An 18,753-nucleotide genomic window follows, 5' to 3' on the forward strand; every position below is an offset into this window, starting at 1 on the left:
CATAAGTGGCGGCAAGTATAGTCAGCTAGCCCCCCAATCGCCACGCACACCCGCCCTTAGACTGCCCTTTAACGGCCGCTTAAGTGTAAAAAACTGTTAACCATCACAGACTTGCCTGCCCAGTATGTCGAGCGACTATCAGCTGCGTTGCCTTGATGAGCAGCGCTGGCCACTGTTAAACAAATTTTATAAAACCCACCACACCAAGCTGCGCGCCAATAAGCACAGCCAGGCCTGGGTGCTGATGGCGAACGAGCACTGGTTAGCCGTGCTGAATTTAGCGCCCTGCTCTGCTGGCGCCTTTCTCGGTGGTGTGTTTGTGCCGCCGACGTTGCGTGGCAAAGGTTTCAGCCGCGAGCTAATTAGCCGCGTGCAAACACAGGCCGAGCAGCCATTGTGGTTATTTTGCGCGCCAGAACTTAGCGCCCTGTACCAACGCTGCGGCTTTCTTCCCTGCCAAGACTTGCCGGCAGATTTACAAGAGCGCCTCACGCGTTATCAGCAGCACAAATCGCTGATCGCTATGCACTGGCAAAAATAAACCCCGCAGGGCGAGCCATGCGGGGTTTATTTTCACTACGGTCGTTAACGCTTAGCGCTTGAAGCCTGGGCGGCTACCGCTGCCACCGGTACGCGGGCGGCGCGGGCCAGCGGGCTTGCCACGATTATCGAAATCGCTCGGGCGCTCGGCGATATCGGCACCACGCTCACGACGGCGCGCGGCTTCTTCGTGACGACCGGCATCGCTGCGCTTGTTCTTCGGCCCACGACGCGGTGCGCTGGGGGTGGCCGATTTGCGCTGCAGGCGCTCGATTCGCTCGCGGAACTTGGCCTTCTCTTCCACCATGGGAATCGGCGCTAAGCCCACTTCAGCGCTTAAGATATCCACTTCTTGCTGGGCCATTTCGCGCCAGCGGCCTACGCTCATGTCGGCGGTTAAGAACACCGGGCCAAAGCGCACGCGCTTCAAGCGGCTCACCACGCAGCCAACGGCTTCCCACAGGCGGCGTACTTCGCGGTTACGGCCTTCCATCACCACGCAGTGGAACCAATGGTTAAAACCATCGCCGCCGGGGGCTTTTTTCAAGTCGGTAAATTTCGCCGGGCCGTCTTCGAGCATCACGCCAGCTTTAAGCTGGTCGATCATCTCGTCGGTGACTTCACCACGCACGCGCACGGCGTATTCGCGGTCCATCTCGTAAGACGGGTGCATTAAGCGGTTGGCCAACTCGCCATCGGTGGTGAACATCAACAAGCCGGTGGTGTTGATGTCCAAACGGCCGATATTGATCCAGCGGCCGCCACGTACACGCGGCAGGCGATCAAAAATGGTGGGGCGGCCTTCGGGGTCGTCGCGGGTGCACACTTCGCCTTCGCGCTTGTTGTAGATCAGCACGCGGCGCTGCACTTGCGGCAGAGTTTCTTGCCGCAGCGGGCGGCCGTCGAGTTCGATTTTCTCGTGGCCTTCGATACGTGCGCCAAGGTTGGCGACTTCGCCATCCACACGCACACGACCAGCACTGATCCAGCCTTCAATTTCGCGACGCGAAGCTAGGCCTGCGCGCGCCAGCACCTTTTGCAGCTTCTCGCCGCTGGGTGGGGTTAGGTCTTCGGGCTGATCGTCGTATTGGTCGTGGGTAAATTCTTCGCTCATCTGGGCACCTCCCGGCGTGACTAGCAGCGGCACCGCGCCACTGCGTTTTAAGCGGTCGCGCATGATACGCGCTTGCTCCGCCGCATGCACGCAGGCTAGTTGATTTGCAGGCGAGTGGGCGCACCGGCGACCAATGGCAGCCGCGCTACGGGGCTGAGTTGAAGACCCTTATTTCCCCAACCTAGAGTGATGTTGCCTACTCTATTCAGCCCCGCAGCGTATTTGCCACCTGCGTTGCACCACACAACGCAGGCACTGACTCTGGCGATGCCGCGCCAGAATCACATTGCCCCGTGCACCACCACACAGGGCCAGCTCTGGCTGGATGAGGAGCTCAACCAGAGCTTATGCGCGAAAATCTATGCCTAGCCTCGCGCATTTTCACTGACTCAACCGTAAATCGCCGGCTCGCGGTAATGCCGTGCGCAAGCTTGGCCGTCGGCGCGGAACAGATGGCACTTGTTCACATCAAGGCCAGCGGCAAAAGTCTGCCCTACCGCCACCTTGCGGTTGCCATCGCAGCGTAGGGTGATGATGTCTGGCACGCCTTCGACGGTCAGGTACAGCAAGTTCTGATCGCCCAAACGCTCGGCAACGGTGATTTCACCGTTGAAGATAAAATCGGCTTGCTCAGGATCGGCAAAGTGCTCGGGACGCACTCCCAACGTCAGCGGCTCACCGGCTTGCACGCCAGTGCCATCGACATTCACGCTGAGCTTGAAACCGTTAGGCAGTTCGACCGTGACGTGATCGCTGCTGGCCTCTACCGCGCGCACCGCTAAGAAGTTCATTTGCGGTGAACCAATAAAACCGGCGACAAACTTGTTTTGCGGATAGTGATACAGCTCCAGCGGCTGACCAACTTGGGCAATTTGCCCAGCGTTAAGCACGACAATCTTGTCAGCCATGGTCATGGCTTCCACTTGGTCGTGGGTGACGTAAATCATCGTCGACTGCAAACGCTGGTGCAGACGGGAAATCTCGATACGCATTTGCACGCGCAAGAAGGCATCGAGGTTGGACAGCGGCTCGTCGAAGAGGAACACCTTAGGCTCGCGCACCATAGTGCGGCCGATGGCCACACGCTGACGCTGACCACCGGAGAGGTCTTTGGGCTTACGCTCCAGCAGCTGATCGAGCTGCAAGATGCGCGCGGCTTCGTCCACTCGGCGGGCGATTTCTGGCTTTTTCTCTTTGGCCAGCTTCAGGCCAAAACCCATGTTTTCCGCCACGCTCATGTGCGGGTAGAGGGCATAGCTTTGGAACACCATGCCGACCGAGCGCTCCATCGGCGGCAGGTCGTTAACGCGCTGGTTGCCGATGTACAGATCGCCGGAGGTGATGTCCTCAAGCCCAGCAATCAAGCGCAGCAAGGTGGATTTACCGCAGCCGGATGGGCCGACGAAGACGACGAACTCGCCGTCTTCGATATCCAAGTTAATGCTGCGGGTGATCGGCGTGCCGTCGTAACTCTTACAAATATTGCGCAGGGTAACGCTAGCCATGGACTACTCCTTCACTCAACCCAACAGGCGGGCGTAACCAAAACTGTTGGCCGCCAAGTGTACGCGGCCACCTTGGAAGTCCGCACGGGCGGCGGGTACGCCTTCCAGCGGCTCAACCATCACCGGCAGGCTGTAAAACTTATCGTCGCTGCCCATGTTGAACAGGCACAACCAACCCTCATCACCCACGCGGCGCTCAAACACCAGCAGGCTGTCATCGGCATGCCAGAGGCGAATGCTGCCGTCGATGAGCACCGGCTGTGTGCGACGCCAGGCCAAGAAGGCGCGATAGGTATTGAGCAGCGAATGCTCGTCGGCTTCTTGCACATCCACCGCCAGCGCTTGCTGGGCGGGCGATACCGGCAGCCAGGGTTTGCTGCTGCTAAAACCGGCTTGTTCGATATCGTGCTGCCACGGCATGGGCGTGCGGCAACCGTCGCGGCCTTTAAATTCCGGCCAGAAGGCGATGCCGTAGGGGTCGACTAAATCTTCAAACGCTACTTGCGCTTCCGGCAGGCCCAGCTCTTCACCTTGATACAGACACACGCTGCCCCGCAGCGAAAGCAACAAGGCCATCAGCAGGCGACCGCGCTCGGCGTCCGGCACTGGCTTGCCGGCTTGTTTCCAGCGACTGAGCACGCGCACCACGTCGTGGTTACCCACCGACCAGCACGGCCAACCATCAGCCAGTTCACCTTCGATGCTCTGCACCGTGTGATGAATAAATTCCGGGCTGCACTGCTCGGTAAGCAGGTCGAAGGAGTACGCCATGTGCAGCGTATTGCCGCCCGCGGTATAAGCCGCCATGGTGCGCAGGCTGTTATCGCAGCCAATTTCCGCCACGGTGGTGCTGCCCGGGTAACGGTTGAGCAGCCCGCGCACCTTGCGCAGAAACGCGAGGTTTTCCGGCTGGGTTTTGTCGTACACATGGCGCTGATAGGCGTAAGGGTTATCGGCACGCACGCCGATGCCGCCTTCTTTGATATCCAGATTCGGCGGGTTATCGCGCAGCTTGGCATCGTGAAAGTAGAAGTTCGCCGCATCTAAACGGAAACCATCCACGCCGCGCTTAAGCCAGAACTCCATGTCATCGAGCAGTTGTTGCTGCACCGCTTCGCAGTGGAAGTTCAAATCCGGCTGGCTGCTTAAAAAATTGTGCAAGTAGTACTGCTTGCGGCGGCTATCCCACGTCCACGCGGGGCCACCGAACACCGACAGCCAGTTATTCGGCACGCTGCCGTCGGCCTTAGGATCAGCCCACACGTACCAATCGGCCTTGTCGTTATGCCGACTGGCGCGACTTTCGGCAAACCACGGGTGTTGGTCGGACGAGTGATTGAGCACTTGGTCGATGATGATTTTCAGGCCGCGCTCATGGGCAGCGGCAATCAAGGCTTCGAAATCGGCCAGCGTGCCGAACAGCGGGTCGACATCGCGGTAATCGGCCACGTCATAGCCGAAGTCTTTCATCGGCGAGGTGAAAAACGGCGACAACCAAATAGCGTCGACGTTGAGGCTGGCAATGTAATCGAGCTTGGCCAGCACGCCAGGCAAATCGCCGACGCCGTCGCCATTGCTATCGAAAAAGCTGCGCGGATAAACCTGATAGATGACGCCTCCGCGCCACCAGTCATTACGAGGGGCAGGCATGTGCGCAAGTTCCTTGTTGTTCTGTTTACACGTTGGCCACTTTACGGGGGCCTGCCTACGCCAACCTCATCCCCTACGCCCTTTTGCTGGGCGTACAAATTAGGCGTAGTACGCCCTACCCTTGGCTTGTCGCATAAATGTAAAAACGCCGTGCTTACGCCCCGGTTAGCGGCGGTAAGCACGGCGTTTTGGTGCCCTGTCTATCAATCGCCCTGAATTTTACTCAGCAGATTTTTCGCCAACTGCACCGCTTCGCTACGGTGGGTGATGTTGAGTTTTTGATACAGGCTGCGGATATGCGTCTTGATGGTGGTGGGCGCCACGTTGAGCTGCTCGGCAATCTGCTCGTTAGAGATACCGGCGTGAATCAAGCTCAGCACCTGCCATTCGCGCCGTGTGAGCGGTGAATGACGGATCAGCTCCGGCACATCGGGGCGGTTGATGATGTCTTGGATCACTGCTTCATCGAGGGTAATGCGAATCGCCCGGCTGAAGTCGCGCTGCTGCTGAGCCAGCTGAATCAGCCTCTCGGCGCGTTGGTTTTCCAAGTCTTCCAGCGTGCGCTCGTGCTGTACGGCCTTGAGCATCACAATCAGCGGCTTGCCGGTACGCAAGAAACTGCCCACGGCGCCGGTACTGCTGGCCAAGGTCAGCGCCTTGTGCAGATGATCGAGCGCACTCTGGCGTTCTTCACGCTGCCAAAACAGCTGGGCTTGCAGGATGTGGTTGCGGTTTTGGTCCATCACTAAGCCGTAACGCTCGGCGTCGTTTTGTAACTGACGCAGAATCGGCAGGGCTTTATCCATTTGCCCCAATGCCACATGGGCACGGGCATGGTTGCGCGCGTTGCATTGGGTGAAGTGGTTGGTGCCGGGGCGCAGCGGCGGCGCACTGGTCAGCCAACGGCGCACGGCCTCGGTGTCGCTGGTGGACTCCCAATAATTGAGCATCACCGCGTGGGCATTGGCCAACCAGTCGATGTGGTAGTTGTCATCGGCGAGCATGCTCTGCATTTTGCCGATGTAATCGGCGCACACTTCTTGCTGACCACGAGCAAACGCCACCCGCGCCAGCAGCGCATAACACTGCAAGAACCAGCGCTGACCGACTTGGTCGAGAATCGCAATGCCTTGCAGCGCGGCGTGTTCGGCGGCATCTAAGTGGTGCCATTCCCACAGTAACTGGCCGCGCACACGGTGGATAAACTCCATGATCGGGGTGACCGGCAGGTGCTCTTGGTCGATGTATTGCAACGCCCGTTCTTGCAGGTTGTAGGCCTTTTGCAGCTGGCCGCGCGCCATGGCGATTTCCGACAGCTGGCCCAAGCTCCACAGCACCGGTTGCGAGGCATGAATTTCCCGCGCGCGGCGCTCGGCTTGTTCGTGTTCAGCTTGCGCTTCGAGCAATTCGCCCTGCACAAAGTGCGCTTCGGCCAATACCGACATCGCCGCCACGCGCGAGGTGCGCATGGTCATGGGCTCGAACGGCAATGCCTCGCGCACCAGTTCGGTGGCTTTTTGGTGTTGGCCTTGGTTCATCGCCACTTGTGCACGCACAGCTTTAAATTCGGCCTCGACGCGCTGCCACTCATGCGGCGAATAACGCGCCTGCTGCGCCGCTTCACCGGCTTTAAGCCAGCGCTCCACCTCATCGAAACGGAACTGCGCCTGCATCACCCAAGCTTGCAGCAAGGTGAGCAAGGTGGAGTCGGCAATCATGTCATCGCTGACATGCTCTAAGCAGCTTTGCAGCAGGCTGAGCAGCCCCTGGCGATAAAACTGCCGGCCGTACTGGTCCAAAATCGCTTTGATTTGCTCCGGCGCCTTGGCCTGCACTGCATGGCGGGCCGCCTCGTCGGGCATCTGTTCTTCCAGCAGCGCTTCGGCAGCGGCCAAGTGCAGCTCTTGAATACGCCCCGGTTGATGGGTGCGCAGCTCACCTTGCAAGAAGGTGGCAAACAAGGGGTGGTAGGTAAACCACTGGCGCAGGCTGTCGGCAGGCTGAATAAACAAGCCAGCGCGCTCGAGCATTTCTAGGCGCTCGCGGCCGTTACAGCTGGCCGTGAGGCGATCCGCCAAGGGCGCACTAAAGCGCTCCAGCAGGCAGGTCGAAAACAAAAAGTCTTGGGTGGCGGCATCTAAGCCGGCCATTACTTGCTCGCGCAAATAATCGCGAATAAACGGATGGCCGAGCTGCAAGCTGTCGAGAAAGATATCCATAGCCCGGCCACTGTGCGCCTCTTGCAGGGCCAGTTGCAGTGCACAAGGCCAACCACCGATGCGGCGATTGAGGCGCTCCACTTGCTCGCGGTTCACGGCAAAGTTGAGCCCATCTTCCATCAACGCTTGCACTTCGTTGTCTTCAAAGGCCAGCTGGCTGGCATCCAGCGCTAACAGTTGATGTTTTACGCGCAGCTCGGCAACGCCCAAATCCGGCAGGCCACGACTGCATACCAACAAGGTCATCCACACCGGCATATGGCGCAAAAATAGCCGCAAGCCTTGAATGGCCTCGCGGTTGTGTACGCACTCGAACTCATCCAGCACCAACAGCAACGGGCCGTGGCTGGGCGGTAATTCGGCCAGCAAATGGGTGAGCAACGCCTCTAAGGGCATAGCGCCCTGCTCGGCCAAAGCTTGGCTGCGCGGGCAGCCGCCATCCAACTCGTTGTGCAGCGCGTTGACCAGATAGCGGCCTAACTGCGCAGCGTCGTTATCGCTGCTATCGAGGGTTAGCCATGCGGTGGCGCCGTCGTAGTCTTGTGCCCATTGGCAGGCCAAGGTGGTTTTGCCAAAGCCGCTAGCCGCTTGCAGCACCAACAGGCGGACATGCCCGAGGCGGCTTAGGTATTCATCAAAACGTGGGCGACGAATCACTCCGTCGGGCAGGTAAGGCAAGCTGAGTTTGGCGGGTATCAGCGGTAAAGCCGTCGGCACGGCTGACGTCATATCCATCTCCCCTTTTTTGTTATATCGCCGGCAAAAAGTTGGATGCGTGCCGGCGTGGGTGGCTGGAGTGTACGGAATTTTTAAACAGCTGCACGCCACAACCTCGCGGTTTGGCGTGCAGCGGGCGGCAATCGGATTAGCGGTAACTAGCCCTTTACCCCACCGGCGGTTAACCCACCGACGATCCACTTCTGGCAATAGAGGAACACTAAGGTGATCGGCAAGCCTGAGAGCACTGCCGCGGCGGCGAAGTCGCCCCACAGGTAGTTCTGCTCATAGAGGTATTGCTGCGCGCCGACCGACAAGGTGAGCTTGTCGATATCCATCAGCAGCACCGAGGCCATCGGGTATTCGGTGATGCTGGTGATAAACGCGAGGATGAACACCACGGCCAAAATCGGCACGCTCATCGGTAGCAGAATGTGCACAAAGGCTTGCCAGGTGGTGGCGCCGTCGACAATCGCGGCCTCTTCTAGCGAGGCGTCGATGCTTTCGAAGTAGCCCTTGATCGTCCAGATATGCAGCGCCATGCCACCGAGCGAGGCCACAATCACCGCGCCGTGGCTGTTCACGCCCAACCAACTGACATGCTGGCCCAAGCGGTCAAACAACGCATAGATGGCTACTAAGGTGAGCACCGGCGGGAACATCTGAAAAATCAGCATGGCCTTTAAGATCGGCCCCTTGCCGGCAAAGCGCATGCGCGCAAAGGCATAGGCGCTGGTGGTGGACAGCAACAGAATCAGCACCGAGCTGATAAAGGCGATCTTCAGCGAGTTCCACAGCCAAGTCACCACAGGGAACGGCGGCTTAACCACAGTGCCATCGGCCAAGGTGTACGGGATGCCCAGCGCCAGCGACCAGTGCTCGAGCGTGGGTTGATCGGGGAACAAGCTACCGGTGGCGAAGTTACCTTCACGGAAGGAAATCGACACCACCATCAGCAGCGGGAACATAATCAGCAGCACAAAGCCCAGCAAGCTTAAGTGGGTGAGCCACACCCGATAACGGGTCGACTTGGGATAAACCATAGCCATTGTCGTACTCCTTAAACCTTAACCTTGGTGAGCTTGAGGTTCAGCCACGCCATAGCGCCGACCAGAATGAAGATCAGCGTGGCAATGGCCGCCGCCAAGGCGAAGTTCTGCCCCGAATCTTGGAAGGCAATGCGGTAGGTGTAGCTCACCAGCAAGTCGGTGGTGCCGGCGGGCGTGGTGGCGCCAATGATGTCCGGCGCACCGCTAGTCAGCAGGGTAATCAGCACAAAGTTATTGAAGTTAAAGGCGAAGCTGGCGATCAGCAGCGGCATCAGCGGCTTGATCAGCAGCGGCAAGGTAATGCGCAGCAGGTTATCCACCGGGCTGGCTCCATCAATCGCCGAGGCTTCGTACAAGTCACGCGGAATCGCCTGCAACAAGCCCATGCACAACAGCAGCATGTAGGGGTAACCCAGCCAGGTATTGACGATCAGAATCATGCTGCGCGCCAATGTGGGGTCGCTAAACCAGTCCGGGCGCACGCCAAATAGACTGTCGAGCACTAGGTTGATCTCACCAAAGTTCTGGTTGAACAAACCCTTGAACACCAGAATCGAGATAAACGCCGGCACCGCATACGGCAGGATCAGCATCATGCGGTAGAAGGCTTTACCGCGGACTAGCTCCCACTGCAGCAAGCTGGCCAGCACTAGCCCCACGGCCAAGGTAAACACCACAGTCAAGGCGGCGAAGGCCACCGTCCAGGCGAAAATCTGTAAGAACGGGCCGCGAATGCTTGGATCGGTCAAGACGCGGGAGAAGTTGTCCCAGCCGGTGTACACGGTAAAACCCGGCGCCATGGTGTTGCCACGACTGTCCACATAGAAGCCTTGCTGAGTGTCGAGGGTTAAACGCTCGCTGGAGCGGTTATTCAGCAAGTCGCCATTTTCTAGCAGGCGATACAGCGGGCGCACCGCGGCCACTTCACGCAGGCCATACAAGCGCAGTAACTCGCCATTGGGCTCGACAAATACCCATTGCTCCAACTGCTTACGCAGGGCAATCACTTCGCGCAGCGGCAGGGCTTCACCCAGCGAGCTGTCTGCTGTGCTGAGCGATAGCTCTATTTGCGCGGGTTCAGCACCTTGAGCCAGCACCTCGCTGACTAACACGCTGCCATCAGGCTGGGCGACTTGCAGGCGCAAGCCGCCATCGTTGCGATGCACGGTAAACGGCAAACGCGCGCCGCTGACATAGGTTTGCTGCAGGTGATAAGTCTGCGCTTGTTGCAGGCTCAGCAGGTTGCTGCCGCTGTAGTTGGTAAAGCCAATGCCTACCGTGTACAGCAGCGGAAAAATCACAAAGATCAGCATGCCCGCTACCGCTGGGTAAATATAGCGGTGAGCGTAAGCACGCTTACTGATAAACACGTAACTGGCAATGCCGGTTACCACTAACCCCAACAGGGCAAAGGCCGTCTGTTGCTGGGCATAGAGCACCACCACCAGATACAGCGCAAAGGCATTGAAGGCTGCCCACAGGCCCCACTTCAACACAGACTTCAGTACAGCGTTCGATCGAAAATCAGTCATGGCGGGGGTATAGGCTTCAGCGGCATTCACGGCAGACATCTTGTTATAGCCTCATAAAAGAGCACCGTCAGGGCAGCGTGGCTGGCCGGCCCTGACGGTTGGCAGGTTTACTTGGCGATGCGCTTGGCGGCGTCGTCCAGCGCTTCTTGCACACTCTGGCGACCAGAGGTGATGTTCGACAACGCCGGGCCCATGGCCGACCAGAAGGCGCCCATTTCCGGCACGTTGGGCATCGGGCGGCCTAGCTGGGCGTTTTCAAAGGTGGCTTTGATGTACGGATCGGCGGACAGCTCTTCCATATAGGCCTTGTTGGCTACCGCGCCCAGCGGTACATCGGCGTTCACGGTTTTCAGACCGTCGACTTGCAGCAGGTAGCTCTCGAGGAACTCCACCGCCAACGCTTGGTTGGGGCTTGCCGCGTTTAAGGTGGCGGCCATCACGCCGGTAAACGGACGGCTAATCGCATCGCCCACTGCCGGAATGGCGGCCACACCAAAGTCGATGCCGCTTTTCTTGATGTTCGACCACGCCCACGGGCCGTTGATCATCATGGCCGACTCGCCCTTGTTAAAGGCCGCTTCAGAAACGCTGTAATCGGCGCCCTTGGGCATTACACCTTTATCCACCAGCGCCTTCAGCACTTCGGCGCCTTGCTTGGCACCGGCGGTGTTCACCCCGGTGTTTTTCACGTTGTAGCCTTGCTCGGTGGTTTCAAACACATAGCCACCGTTGGCAGCCATGAGCGGCCAAGTGAAGTAGGTGTTGTTGTAGTCCCACAAAATGGCGCGCTTGCCTTCTTTCGAAAGCTCGGCGTTGAGCGCAATGACGTCATCAAAGGTTTTCGGCGGGGTTGGCACCAGCGCCTTGTTGTAGATCAGGCCGACAGCTTCAACGGCAATCGGGTAGCCCCAGGTTTTGCCTTTAAAGCTCACCGCATCCCAAGCGAAGTCGGCGATGCTGTTTTTGGTCGCCACACTAGGGTTGATCGGGGTGATCAAACCACTCTGCGCCCACTCGCCAAAACGGTCGTGCGCCCAGATGAAGATATCTGGACCGTTGCCGGTAGCAGCTGCCTGCTGGAATTTATCGGTAGCGCTATCGGGGTGCGCCACTTCCACTTTAATGCCGGTCTCGGCGGTAAACTTCTCGCCGACTTTAGCCAGGCCGTTGTAGCCCTTGTCGCCGTTAATCCAAATAACCAGCTTGCCTTCTTCAATGGCCGCATAGGCGGTCATCGGCAGGTTCATGGTGGCGGCAAGGCCAATGGCGGCAGCTGCCAACAACTTCTTGTTCATTCGTTTGTCCTCGTGGCTTCTTATTGTTGATCCACAACACTGGCGCGACAGCCAGCTTTACTACCCTGGCGGATTTCGCGTTTAGGGATACTCAAACAGCGCCGCCAGCCCAGCATCATCCCCGCCCCCTACCCCTGGGGCGTAGCATTAGGGCGTAGCCTTGCCTGATCCCCCAAGTCAAAAGACCCTCTACGCCTGCACAAGCCTGTTTGCCAAGGCCAACAATGAGCGCACTAAAACAACAACGCCAAGGACTTGTCATGCCCGCCTTCACCCCGGTTTTGCAGCGTCTCGCCCTGCTCGGCTGCCTTATCAGCGGCAGCGCCTACGCCAACCCACCCTTAACCTTGTGGCTGGATAACACGCCGCTGGCGGTGAGCTGGCAAAAGCGCGGCGCCGGGTTTGAAGGGTTGGTGAGTTTAACCCCCGGCCAGCTGCATGTGCGCGGCGAGAACGCACAAGCTACCAGCACCCCGCTGGCGCCGTATCGCAAACAAGCCTGGCAACCTAATAGCCACCTGAGCATGAAACTGCATGAAGGCGGGCAATACCGCGTGCTGTGGTTCGCCGGTGACGACAGCCATCTGCGCCTGCTGCCAGAGCCCCGCCAAGCACAGGCCAGCGGCCCACAAGACTGCCAAGCCGATACCGGCGCGCCGCTGACGGTGAACGTCAGCAAGGCCTTTGCCGACGGCACTGTGCTGCGCGATGCACTCAGCCAACAAACCGCCACGGTGGCTAATGGCAGCATTACCCTCACACCGGCTGCCGGTAGCCAAGGCTTATTGCTGCTGGAGCGCGCCGAAGCACAACCGGCCGCCGCGCCATTCAACTGGCGAAACGCCACCGTGTATTTCGCCCTTACCGACCGTTTTTCCAACGGCAACCCGGATAACGACCACAGCTATGGCCGGCAAAGCGATGGCCAAGAGGAAATCGGCACCTTTCACGGCGGCGACCTTAAAGGCCTGACCAACAAGCTCGATTATTTAGCCGAGCTTGGCGTGAATGCGCTGTGGATCAGCGCGCCGTATGAGCAAATCCACGGCTGGGTAGGCGGCGGCGATAAAGGCGATTTTCGGCACTACGCCTATCACGGCTATTACGCACTGGATTACACCCGGCTGGATGCCAATATGGGCACCCCTGATGACCTCCGTGCGCTGATCAAAGGCGCTCACCAACGCGGCATTCGTGTGCTGTTTGATGTGGTGATGAACCACCCCGGCTATTCCACCTTGGCCGACATGCAAAAATTTAATTTTGGCGGCCTACGCAGCGGCATGCAGCAATACCTGCCCAACCAGTGGAGCGACTGGCAACCAGAGAGCTACGAAAACCTGCACGCTTATCACAACCTGCTCGACTACGATCACGCTGGCTGGGCGCAGTGGTGGGGCAAAGACTGGGTACGCGCCGGCATTGCCGACTACGACAACGCACCTAGCGTGGTGGTCGACCCAGTGAAAGGCTCACTGGCGTTTCTGCCGGACTTTAAAACCGAGAGCAACCAGCCTGTCACTCTGCCCGCCTTTCTTAAAAACAAAGCCGATACCGGCGCTGTAGCGCGCGAAGGCTATAGCGTGCGCGATTACTTAGTGGAATGGCTGAGCGAGTGGGTGGCGGAATACGGTGTCGATGGTTTTCGCGCCGACACGGTTAAGCACGTTGAGCCCGAGGCCTGGGCCGCACTGCGCCAAGCTGCCGATAAAGCACGCGCTCAGTGGTCAGCCGCTAACCCCGACGATCCATTGGCCGGCACGGATTTCTGGATGGTCGGTGAAGTGTTTGGTCACGGCCCCGAGGAAAACCTCTACCAAGACCACGGCTTCGATGCGCTGATTAACTTTGCCTTCCAAAAAGACGCCGCCGGCCAAGCCAGCGAATGCCTGCGTAAAGCCGAGCCCAGCTACCAACACTACAGCGCACTGTTAGCCAAAAATACCGAGCACAACTTTTTAAGCTATGCCTCCAGTCACGATACCTCGCTGTTCTATAAGACCACCGGCGATGATCTGGCCCGCCAGCAAGGCTTAGCCGCCGCCCTATTGCTCGCCCCCGGCGCGGTGCAAATCTATTACGGCGATGAAACGGCGCGGCCTATGGGGCCGTCAGGCTCTGACCCGCAGCAAGGCACGCGCTCGTCGATGAACTGGGCCGAAATAGATCAGCCGCTACACAGCGCGCTGCTCAAGCACTGGCAGGCGCTTGGCCAGTTTCGCGCCCATCATCCGGCTATTGGCGCAGGGCAACATGAGCAGCTTTCCAGCAGCCCTTACAGCTTTATGCGCAAGCTGGGTGACGACACTGTGGTCATCGTTCAGGCCCGCTAAGGCAACGTTGATTTAATGCCTGTACACCACAATCACTGCGTTGCGCGGTACTCGCAAACTCGCCTACCAGACGGTATGTCTCGTTTGCTGCGCTCCGGGCGCCTTGTGCTTGAGTCGTTCGCCGATTAAAGCAGCGCTTCCTTATTTCTCAGGCATAAAAAAACCCGCATCCAAGGATGCGGGTTTTTCTTACCGTCTAACGAGTGCTTACATGCGCTCGAAGATGGTGGTGATGCCTTGGCCGAGGCCTACGCACATGGTGGACACACCGATGGTGCCGCCATGTTGCTTCATCACGTTCAGCAGGGTACCGGAGATACGTGCACCCGAGCAGCCGAAGGGGTGACCCAGGGCGATCGCGCCGCCGTGCAGGTTCACTTTGGCTTCCATCTGGTCCAGCAGCTTCAGGTCCTTCAGAACCGGCAGTGCTTGAGCAGCGAAAGCTTCGTTCAGCTCAACGTGGTCCACGTCAGCGATGGTCAGACCAGCGCGCTTCAGGGCCTTCTGAGTAGACGGTACTGGGCCGTAACCCATGATCGCCGGATCAACACCAGCAACCGCCATGGAACGGATCTTCGCCAGCGGCTCCAGACCCAAGTCTTTAGCACGCTGAGCAGACATCACCAGCATGCACGAGGCACCGTCGGTGATCTGCGAAGAAGTACCGGCAGTCACGGTACCACCTTTGGGGTTAAACACAGGCTTCAGAGCGCCCAGGCTTTCCACGGTGGTTTCCGGACGGATGGTTTCGTCGAAGTCGAACACCTTCAGGAAGCCGTTCTCGTCGTAGCCTTCCATCGGGATGATTTCGTTCTTGAACCAGCCCTTCAGCGTGGCTTCGTGAGCCAGCTTGTGCGAGCGGTAGCCGAACTGGTCTTGGGCTTCACGGCTGATGCCGTGCATTTTGCCCAGCATTTCAGCGGTCAGACCCATCATGCCCGACGCTTTAGCAGCGTACAGCGACATGTGCGGGTTCGGATCTACGCCGTGCATCATGCCAACGTGGCCCATGTGCTCAACACCACCGACCACAAACACATCACCGTTGCCGGTCATGATGGCTTGCGCTGCAGTGTGCAGGGCGCTCATGGAAGAACCACACAGACGGCTAACAGTCTGGCCAGCGGCAGTGTGCGGGATTTGGGTCATCAGCGACGCCATGCGCGCGATGTTCCAGCCCTGCTCCAGAGTCTGGTTTACACAGCCCCAGATCACGTCTTCGACTTCAGCCGGGTCAACCTTAGGGTTGCGCGCCAGCACGCCGCTGATCAGGTGGGCGGACATGTCTTCAGCACGGGTGTTGCGGTGCATACCACCCTTGGAACGACCCATCGGGGTACGACCGAAGTCAACAATGACAACGTCTCTCGGATTGAAGCTCATAAATCTAATCTCGCTCTCTTGAGGTCCGCATTAACCGAAGAACTTCTGGCCCTTCTCAGCCATCTCACGCAGCTTGGCGGTCGGATGGTAGAGGGCACCAAAGTCGGCGTACTTGTCGGCGATTGCTACGAACTCAGCCACACCCAGGGTGTCGATGTAGCGCAGCGCGCCGCCGCGGAAGGGAGGGAAACCAATACCGTAGATCAAGCCCATATCGGCATCGGCAGCACTGTCTACGATGCCTTCTTCCAGGCAGCGAACAGTTTCCAGGCACAGCGGAACCATCATCATTTCGATGATTTCTTCATCGCTCAGCTCGCGCTGCTCGTAAACCACCGGCTTGAGGATTTCGTAAGCCTGAGCGTCAGAAACTTTCTTCGGCTTGCCACGCTTGTCCATTTCGTAAGAGTAGAAGCCCTTGTTGTTCTTCTGGCCGAAGCGCTCAGCTTCGTACATAGCGTCAACAGCGGTCTTCTTGTCTTCTTTCATGCGATCCGGGAAGCCTTCGGCCATCACGTCACGCGCATGGTGAGCGGTGTCCATGCCCACAACGTCCATCAGGTACGCTGGGCCCATGGGCCAACCGAATTTCTCCATGATCTTGTCAACGCGCTGGAAGTCGATGCCCATGCTAACCAGCTTGGCAAAGCCACCGAAGTACGGGAACAGTACGCGGTTAACCAGGAAGCCCGGGCAGTCGTTCACAACAACCGGAGTCTTACCCATCTTCTTGGCGTAAGCCACAGTGGTAGCAACGGCTTTCTCACTGGACTTCTCACCACGGATCACTTCCACCAGCGGCATCATGTGTACCGGGTTGAAGAAGTGCATACCGCAGAAGTTTTCCGGACGCTTCAGCGCTTGGGCCAGCAGCGAGATGGAGATGGTAGAAGTGTTGGACGTCAGAACGGCGTCTTCCTTCACCAGACCTTCGACCTCAGACAGTACAGCCTGCTTGATCTTCGGATTCTCAACCACGGCTTCAACAATGATGTCGACATTGCCGAAATCGCCGTAAGACAGGGTCGGACGAATCGCGTTCAGGGCTTCGGCCATTTTCACGGCGCTCAGCTTGCCCTTAGAAACACGCTTGTCCAGCAGTTTGGTCGCTTCGTTCAGACCCAGCTGCAGGGCTTCCTCACGGATATCCTTCATCAGGATCGGAGTGCCTTTAACAGCCGACTGGTAAGCAATACCGCCGCCCATGATACCGGCGCCCAATACAGCAGCCAGTTTCACGTCGCCAGCTTGTTCGTCGTAAACCTTGGCCTTTTTCTTCAGCTCTTGGTCGTTGAGGAACAGACCGATCAGGCTAGACGCCACAGTGGTCTTGGCCAGCTTAACGAAGCCTTTAGCTTCCGCTTCCAGAGCCTTGTCGCGGCCAAAGTTGGCAGCTTTCTGGATGGTCTTGATCGCTTCAACCGGCGCCGGGTAGTTCGGGCCAGCTTGGCCAGCCACATAACCTTTGGCGGTTTCGAAGCACATCATTTGTTCGATGGCGTTGAGCTTGAGCTTTTCCAGCTTCGGCTGACGCTTGGCTTGATAGTTCAGCTCGCCAGAAATAGCGCGCTTGACCAGATCAATGGCCGCGTCTTTGAGCAGCTCAGGGGCTACCACAGCGTCAACAGCGCCTGCTTTCAGAGCGTCGTCAGCACGGTTTTCTTTACCGGAAGCGATCCACTCGATGGCGTTATCGGCACCGATCACGCGCGGCAGACGTACGGTACCGCCGAAGCCCGGGTAGATACCCAGCTTAACTTCTGGCAGACCAACTTTGGCCTTGGCAGACATGACACGGAAGTCACCGGCCAGACACATTTCAAAACCACCACCCAGAGCGATGCCATTGATGGCCACTACGGTCGGGAACGGCAGGTCTTCGAAATCATTGAAGATCTGGTTGGCTTCGAGGTTGCCAGCCAACAGCTCTTCATCGGGCTGCTGGAAGTTGTCGACGAACTCAGTGATGTCGGCGCCAACGATAAAGACGTCTTTACCACTGGTGACAATCAGGCCCTTAACCGAGCTGTCAGACTTGACGGCGTCAACCGCGGCACGCAGTTCAGACAGCGTCAGGCGGTTGAATTTGTTGACGGACTCGCCCTTGAGGTCGAAGGTCAGTTCGACGATACCGTTCTCAAGAGGCTTTACCGTGATGGCTTTACCTTCGTAAATCATCAACAGATCTCCACGCGTTGGAAGAGTGAAACCCAGGTTCATCCCTGTGTTATATGGTCCTACGGCACTACTGACAGAGTCAGCACAGCCAGTGCTCGCTTACCCTAGCGTCGATGAATCTCATGGCGCATACCAAACGCCCGATTCATACGCTTGTTTGATTTGGGTGCGCACACCTTCGGGGAAAAGCCTGCAAATGTCAATCTTGACCTTGTCAAAGCGATATTCGCCGATTCGTGTTGCCAATGCGCCGCCAAACAGGCGTTACACAGTGTAGCTGGGCTTGCTCAGGTGCCTGCATTTATCGATCAAAGGCTTTTCAGGCATTGGCCAATTTGCGCCAATTCGGCCTCGCTGCCGCGCTCAGCCCAGGTGACCTGCACGGCTGCAGGACCGGCGCTGATGCTCCACACATCGGCGGGCAAATGCGCCAAATGCGCTAGCAGTGCGGGCTCTTCTAACGGCTCACGCCACTGGTTATGCCAAACACCCGGCGCTACTTGCCAGTATTGCCAGTCTTTACACGCAGTGTTTTTGCGCAGCCACAGGTACTGCGCCACCTCTTTAGCGACGAGGTCTTGCATCCAGTGCGGCCAATCCGGGCGCACCATAGTGACGCGCAGCCCTAGCCTGCCAGCAGCCAAACGCAACTGCATCTGCGCCTGCTGCCTGCGCGAGGGCAACAACCAAAAAGCCGGGCTAATAATTAAAAACAAGCCCAAGGCCACCCATAGCCAAGTGAGATTCATGGCGTATCCTTAAGTTAATCGTTAGGCAACATTATGAGGCGCCGCATGCCCTACCAACACATCCTGGTGGCTGTCGATTTAAGCGAAGAGTGTCATGACGTGGTGGAGCACGCCATTGCCCTTGCGCAAACCCACAAAGCGCGCTTGTCGCTGTGCCACGCGGTCGAACCGATCGCCATGGCGTTTAGCGGTGAAGTGCCGATGGATCTATCGCTGCTGCAGCAACAGCAACAACAGCAAGCGGAAGAACTACTGGGCACTTTTAGTAAGCACTACCCCAGTGTCGAGCGCAGCGCTTGGCATTTAACCTACGGCCAGCCACGCGCGGAAATTCACCGCTTGGTGGCCGAACTGGATTGCGACTTGATCGTGGTAGGCAGTCATGGCCGGCACGGCCTAGCGCTACTTTTAGGCTCTACCGCCAATGACTTGCTGCATGGTGCCCCGTGCGATGTGCTGGCCAAGCGGCTAAACACCTGAGCCAAGCAA

At 58.2% G+C, this 18,753-nt stretch carries 13 protein-coding genes; 3 read left to right on the plus strand and 10 right to left on the minus strand.

Features of this window, described 5'->3' with window-relative positions; translation table 11 throughout:
* The first annotated feature begins 124 nt into the window (after positions 1-124).
* Positions 125-541 carry a GNAT family N-acetyltransferase gene (locus BMX80_RS07080; protein ID WP_074866805.1) on the plus strand — a complete coding sequence of 139 codons (417 nt, stop codon included), beginning with the start codon at positions 125-127 and terminating at the stop codon, positions 539-541.
* A 51-nt stretch (positions 542-592) separates the two neighbouring features.
* Here BMX80_RS07080 and rluB read toward each other — a convergent pair whose 3' ends face one another.
* The 7 genes from rluB to malE form a co-directional block, all read right to left on the minus strand.
* Positions 593-1,654 carry a 23S rRNA pseudouridine(2605) synthase RluB gene (gene rluB, locus BMX80_RS07085; RefSeq protein ID WP_074867039.1) on the minus strand — a complete coding sequence of 354 codons (1,062 nt, stop codon included), beginning with the start codon at positions 1,652-1,654 and terminating at the stop codon, positions 593-595.
* Between the two features lie 389 nt (positions 1,655-2,043).
* Positions 2,044-3,159 (minus strand): maltose/maltodextrin ABC transporter ATP-binding protein MalK, encoded by a 1,116-nt coding sequence (malK, locus tag BMX80_RS07090; protein ID WP_074866808.1) that lies wholly within the window; start codon positions 3,157-3,159, stop codon positions 2,044-2,046.
* Positions 3,160-3,174: 15 nt separating this feature from the next.
* Positions 3,175-4,809 (minus strand): alpha-amylase family glycosyl hydrolase, encoded by a 1,635-nt coding sequence (locus BMX80_RS07095; RefSeq protein ID WP_074866811.1) that lies wholly within the window; start codon positions 4,807-4,809, stop codon positions 3,175-3,177.
* A 203-nt stretch (positions 4,810-5,012) separates the two neighbouring features.
* Complete coding sequence (malT, locus tag BMX80_RS07100) at positions 5,013-7,757, minus strand: HTH-type transcriptional regulator MalT (RefSeq protein WP_074866814.1); 2,745 nt, start codon at positions 7,755-7,757, stop codon at positions 5,013-5,015.
* Positions 7,758-7,903: 146 nt separating this feature from the next.
* Positions 7,904-8,794 (minus strand): maltose ABC transporter permease MalG, encoded by an 891-nt coding sequence (malG, locus tag BMX80_RS07105; protein ID WP_071870315.1) that lies wholly within the window; start codon positions 8,792-8,794, stop codon positions 7,904-7,906.
* Positions 8,795-8,805: 11 nt separating this feature from the next.
* A complete protein-coding gene (gene malF / locus BMX80_RS07110) occupies positions 8,806-10,356 on the minus strand; it encodes a maltose ABC transporter permease MalF (protein ID WP_217641966.1) in 1,551 nt (516 codons plus the stop codon).
* A 77-nt stretch (positions 10,357-10,433) separates the two neighbouring features.
* The gene (gene malE / locus BMX80_RS07115) at positions 10,434-11,621 is read right to left on the minus strand and encodes a maltose/maltodextrin ABC transporter substrate-binding protein MalE (RefSeq protein ID WP_071870316.1); all 1,188 of its coding nucleotides are present in this window, start codon (positions 11,619-11,621) and stop codon (positions 10,434-10,436) included.
* Between the two features lie 260 nt (positions 11,622-11,881).
* Between malE and BMX80_RS07120 the strand changes: the two genes are divergently transcribed.
* The gene (locus tag BMX80_RS07120) at positions 11,882-13,954 is read left to right on the plus strand and encodes an alpha-amylase (RefSeq protein ID WP_074866817.1); all 2,073 of its coding nucleotides are present in this window, start codon (positions 11,882-11,884) and stop codon (positions 13,952-13,954) included.
* Between the two features lie 207 nt (positions 13,955-14,161).
* On the opposite strand, the gene fadA is transcribed toward BMX80_RS07120, so the two are convergent.
* The 3 genes from fadA to BMX80_RS07135 form a co-directional block, all read right to left on the minus strand.
* On the minus strand, positions 14,162-15,337 hold the full coding sequence (gene fadA, locus BMX80_RS07125) for an acetyl-CoA C-acyltransferase FadA (RefSeq protein WP_071870318.1): 1,176 nt from the start codon (positions 15,335-15,337) through the stop codon (positions 14,162-14,164).
* Positions 15,338-15,367: 30 nt separating this feature from the next.
* Positions 15,368-17,515: a fatty acid oxidation complex subunit alpha FadB gene (gene fadB / locus BMX80_RS07130; RefSeq protein WP_074866820.1), complete on the minus strand. Its 2,148-nt coding sequence runs from the start codon at positions 17,513-17,515 to the stop codon at positions 15,368-15,370.
* 308 nt (positions 17,516-17,823) lie between these two features.
* On the minus strand, positions 17,824-18,264 hold the full coding sequence (locus BMX80_RS07135) for a hypothetical protein (protein ID WP_071870320.1): 441 nt from the start codon (positions 18,262-18,264) through the stop codon (positions 17,824-17,826).
* A gap of 45 nt (positions 18,265-18,309) precedes the next feature.
* Here BMX80_RS07135 and BMX80_RS07140 point away from each other — a divergent pair, with 45 nt between their 5' ends.
* Complete coding sequence (locus BMX80_RS07140; protein ID WP_074866823.1) at positions 18,310-18,744, plus strand: universal stress protein; 435 nt, start codon at positions 18,310-18,312, stop codon at positions 18,742-18,744.
* Positions 18,745-18,753: the final 9 nt, after the last annotated feature.

It is taken from the genome of Atopomonas hussainii (assembly GCF_900109735.1).
GTDB lineage: Bacteria > Pseudomonadota > Gammaproteobacteria > Pseudomonadales > Pseudomonadaceae > Atopomonas > Atopomonas hussainii.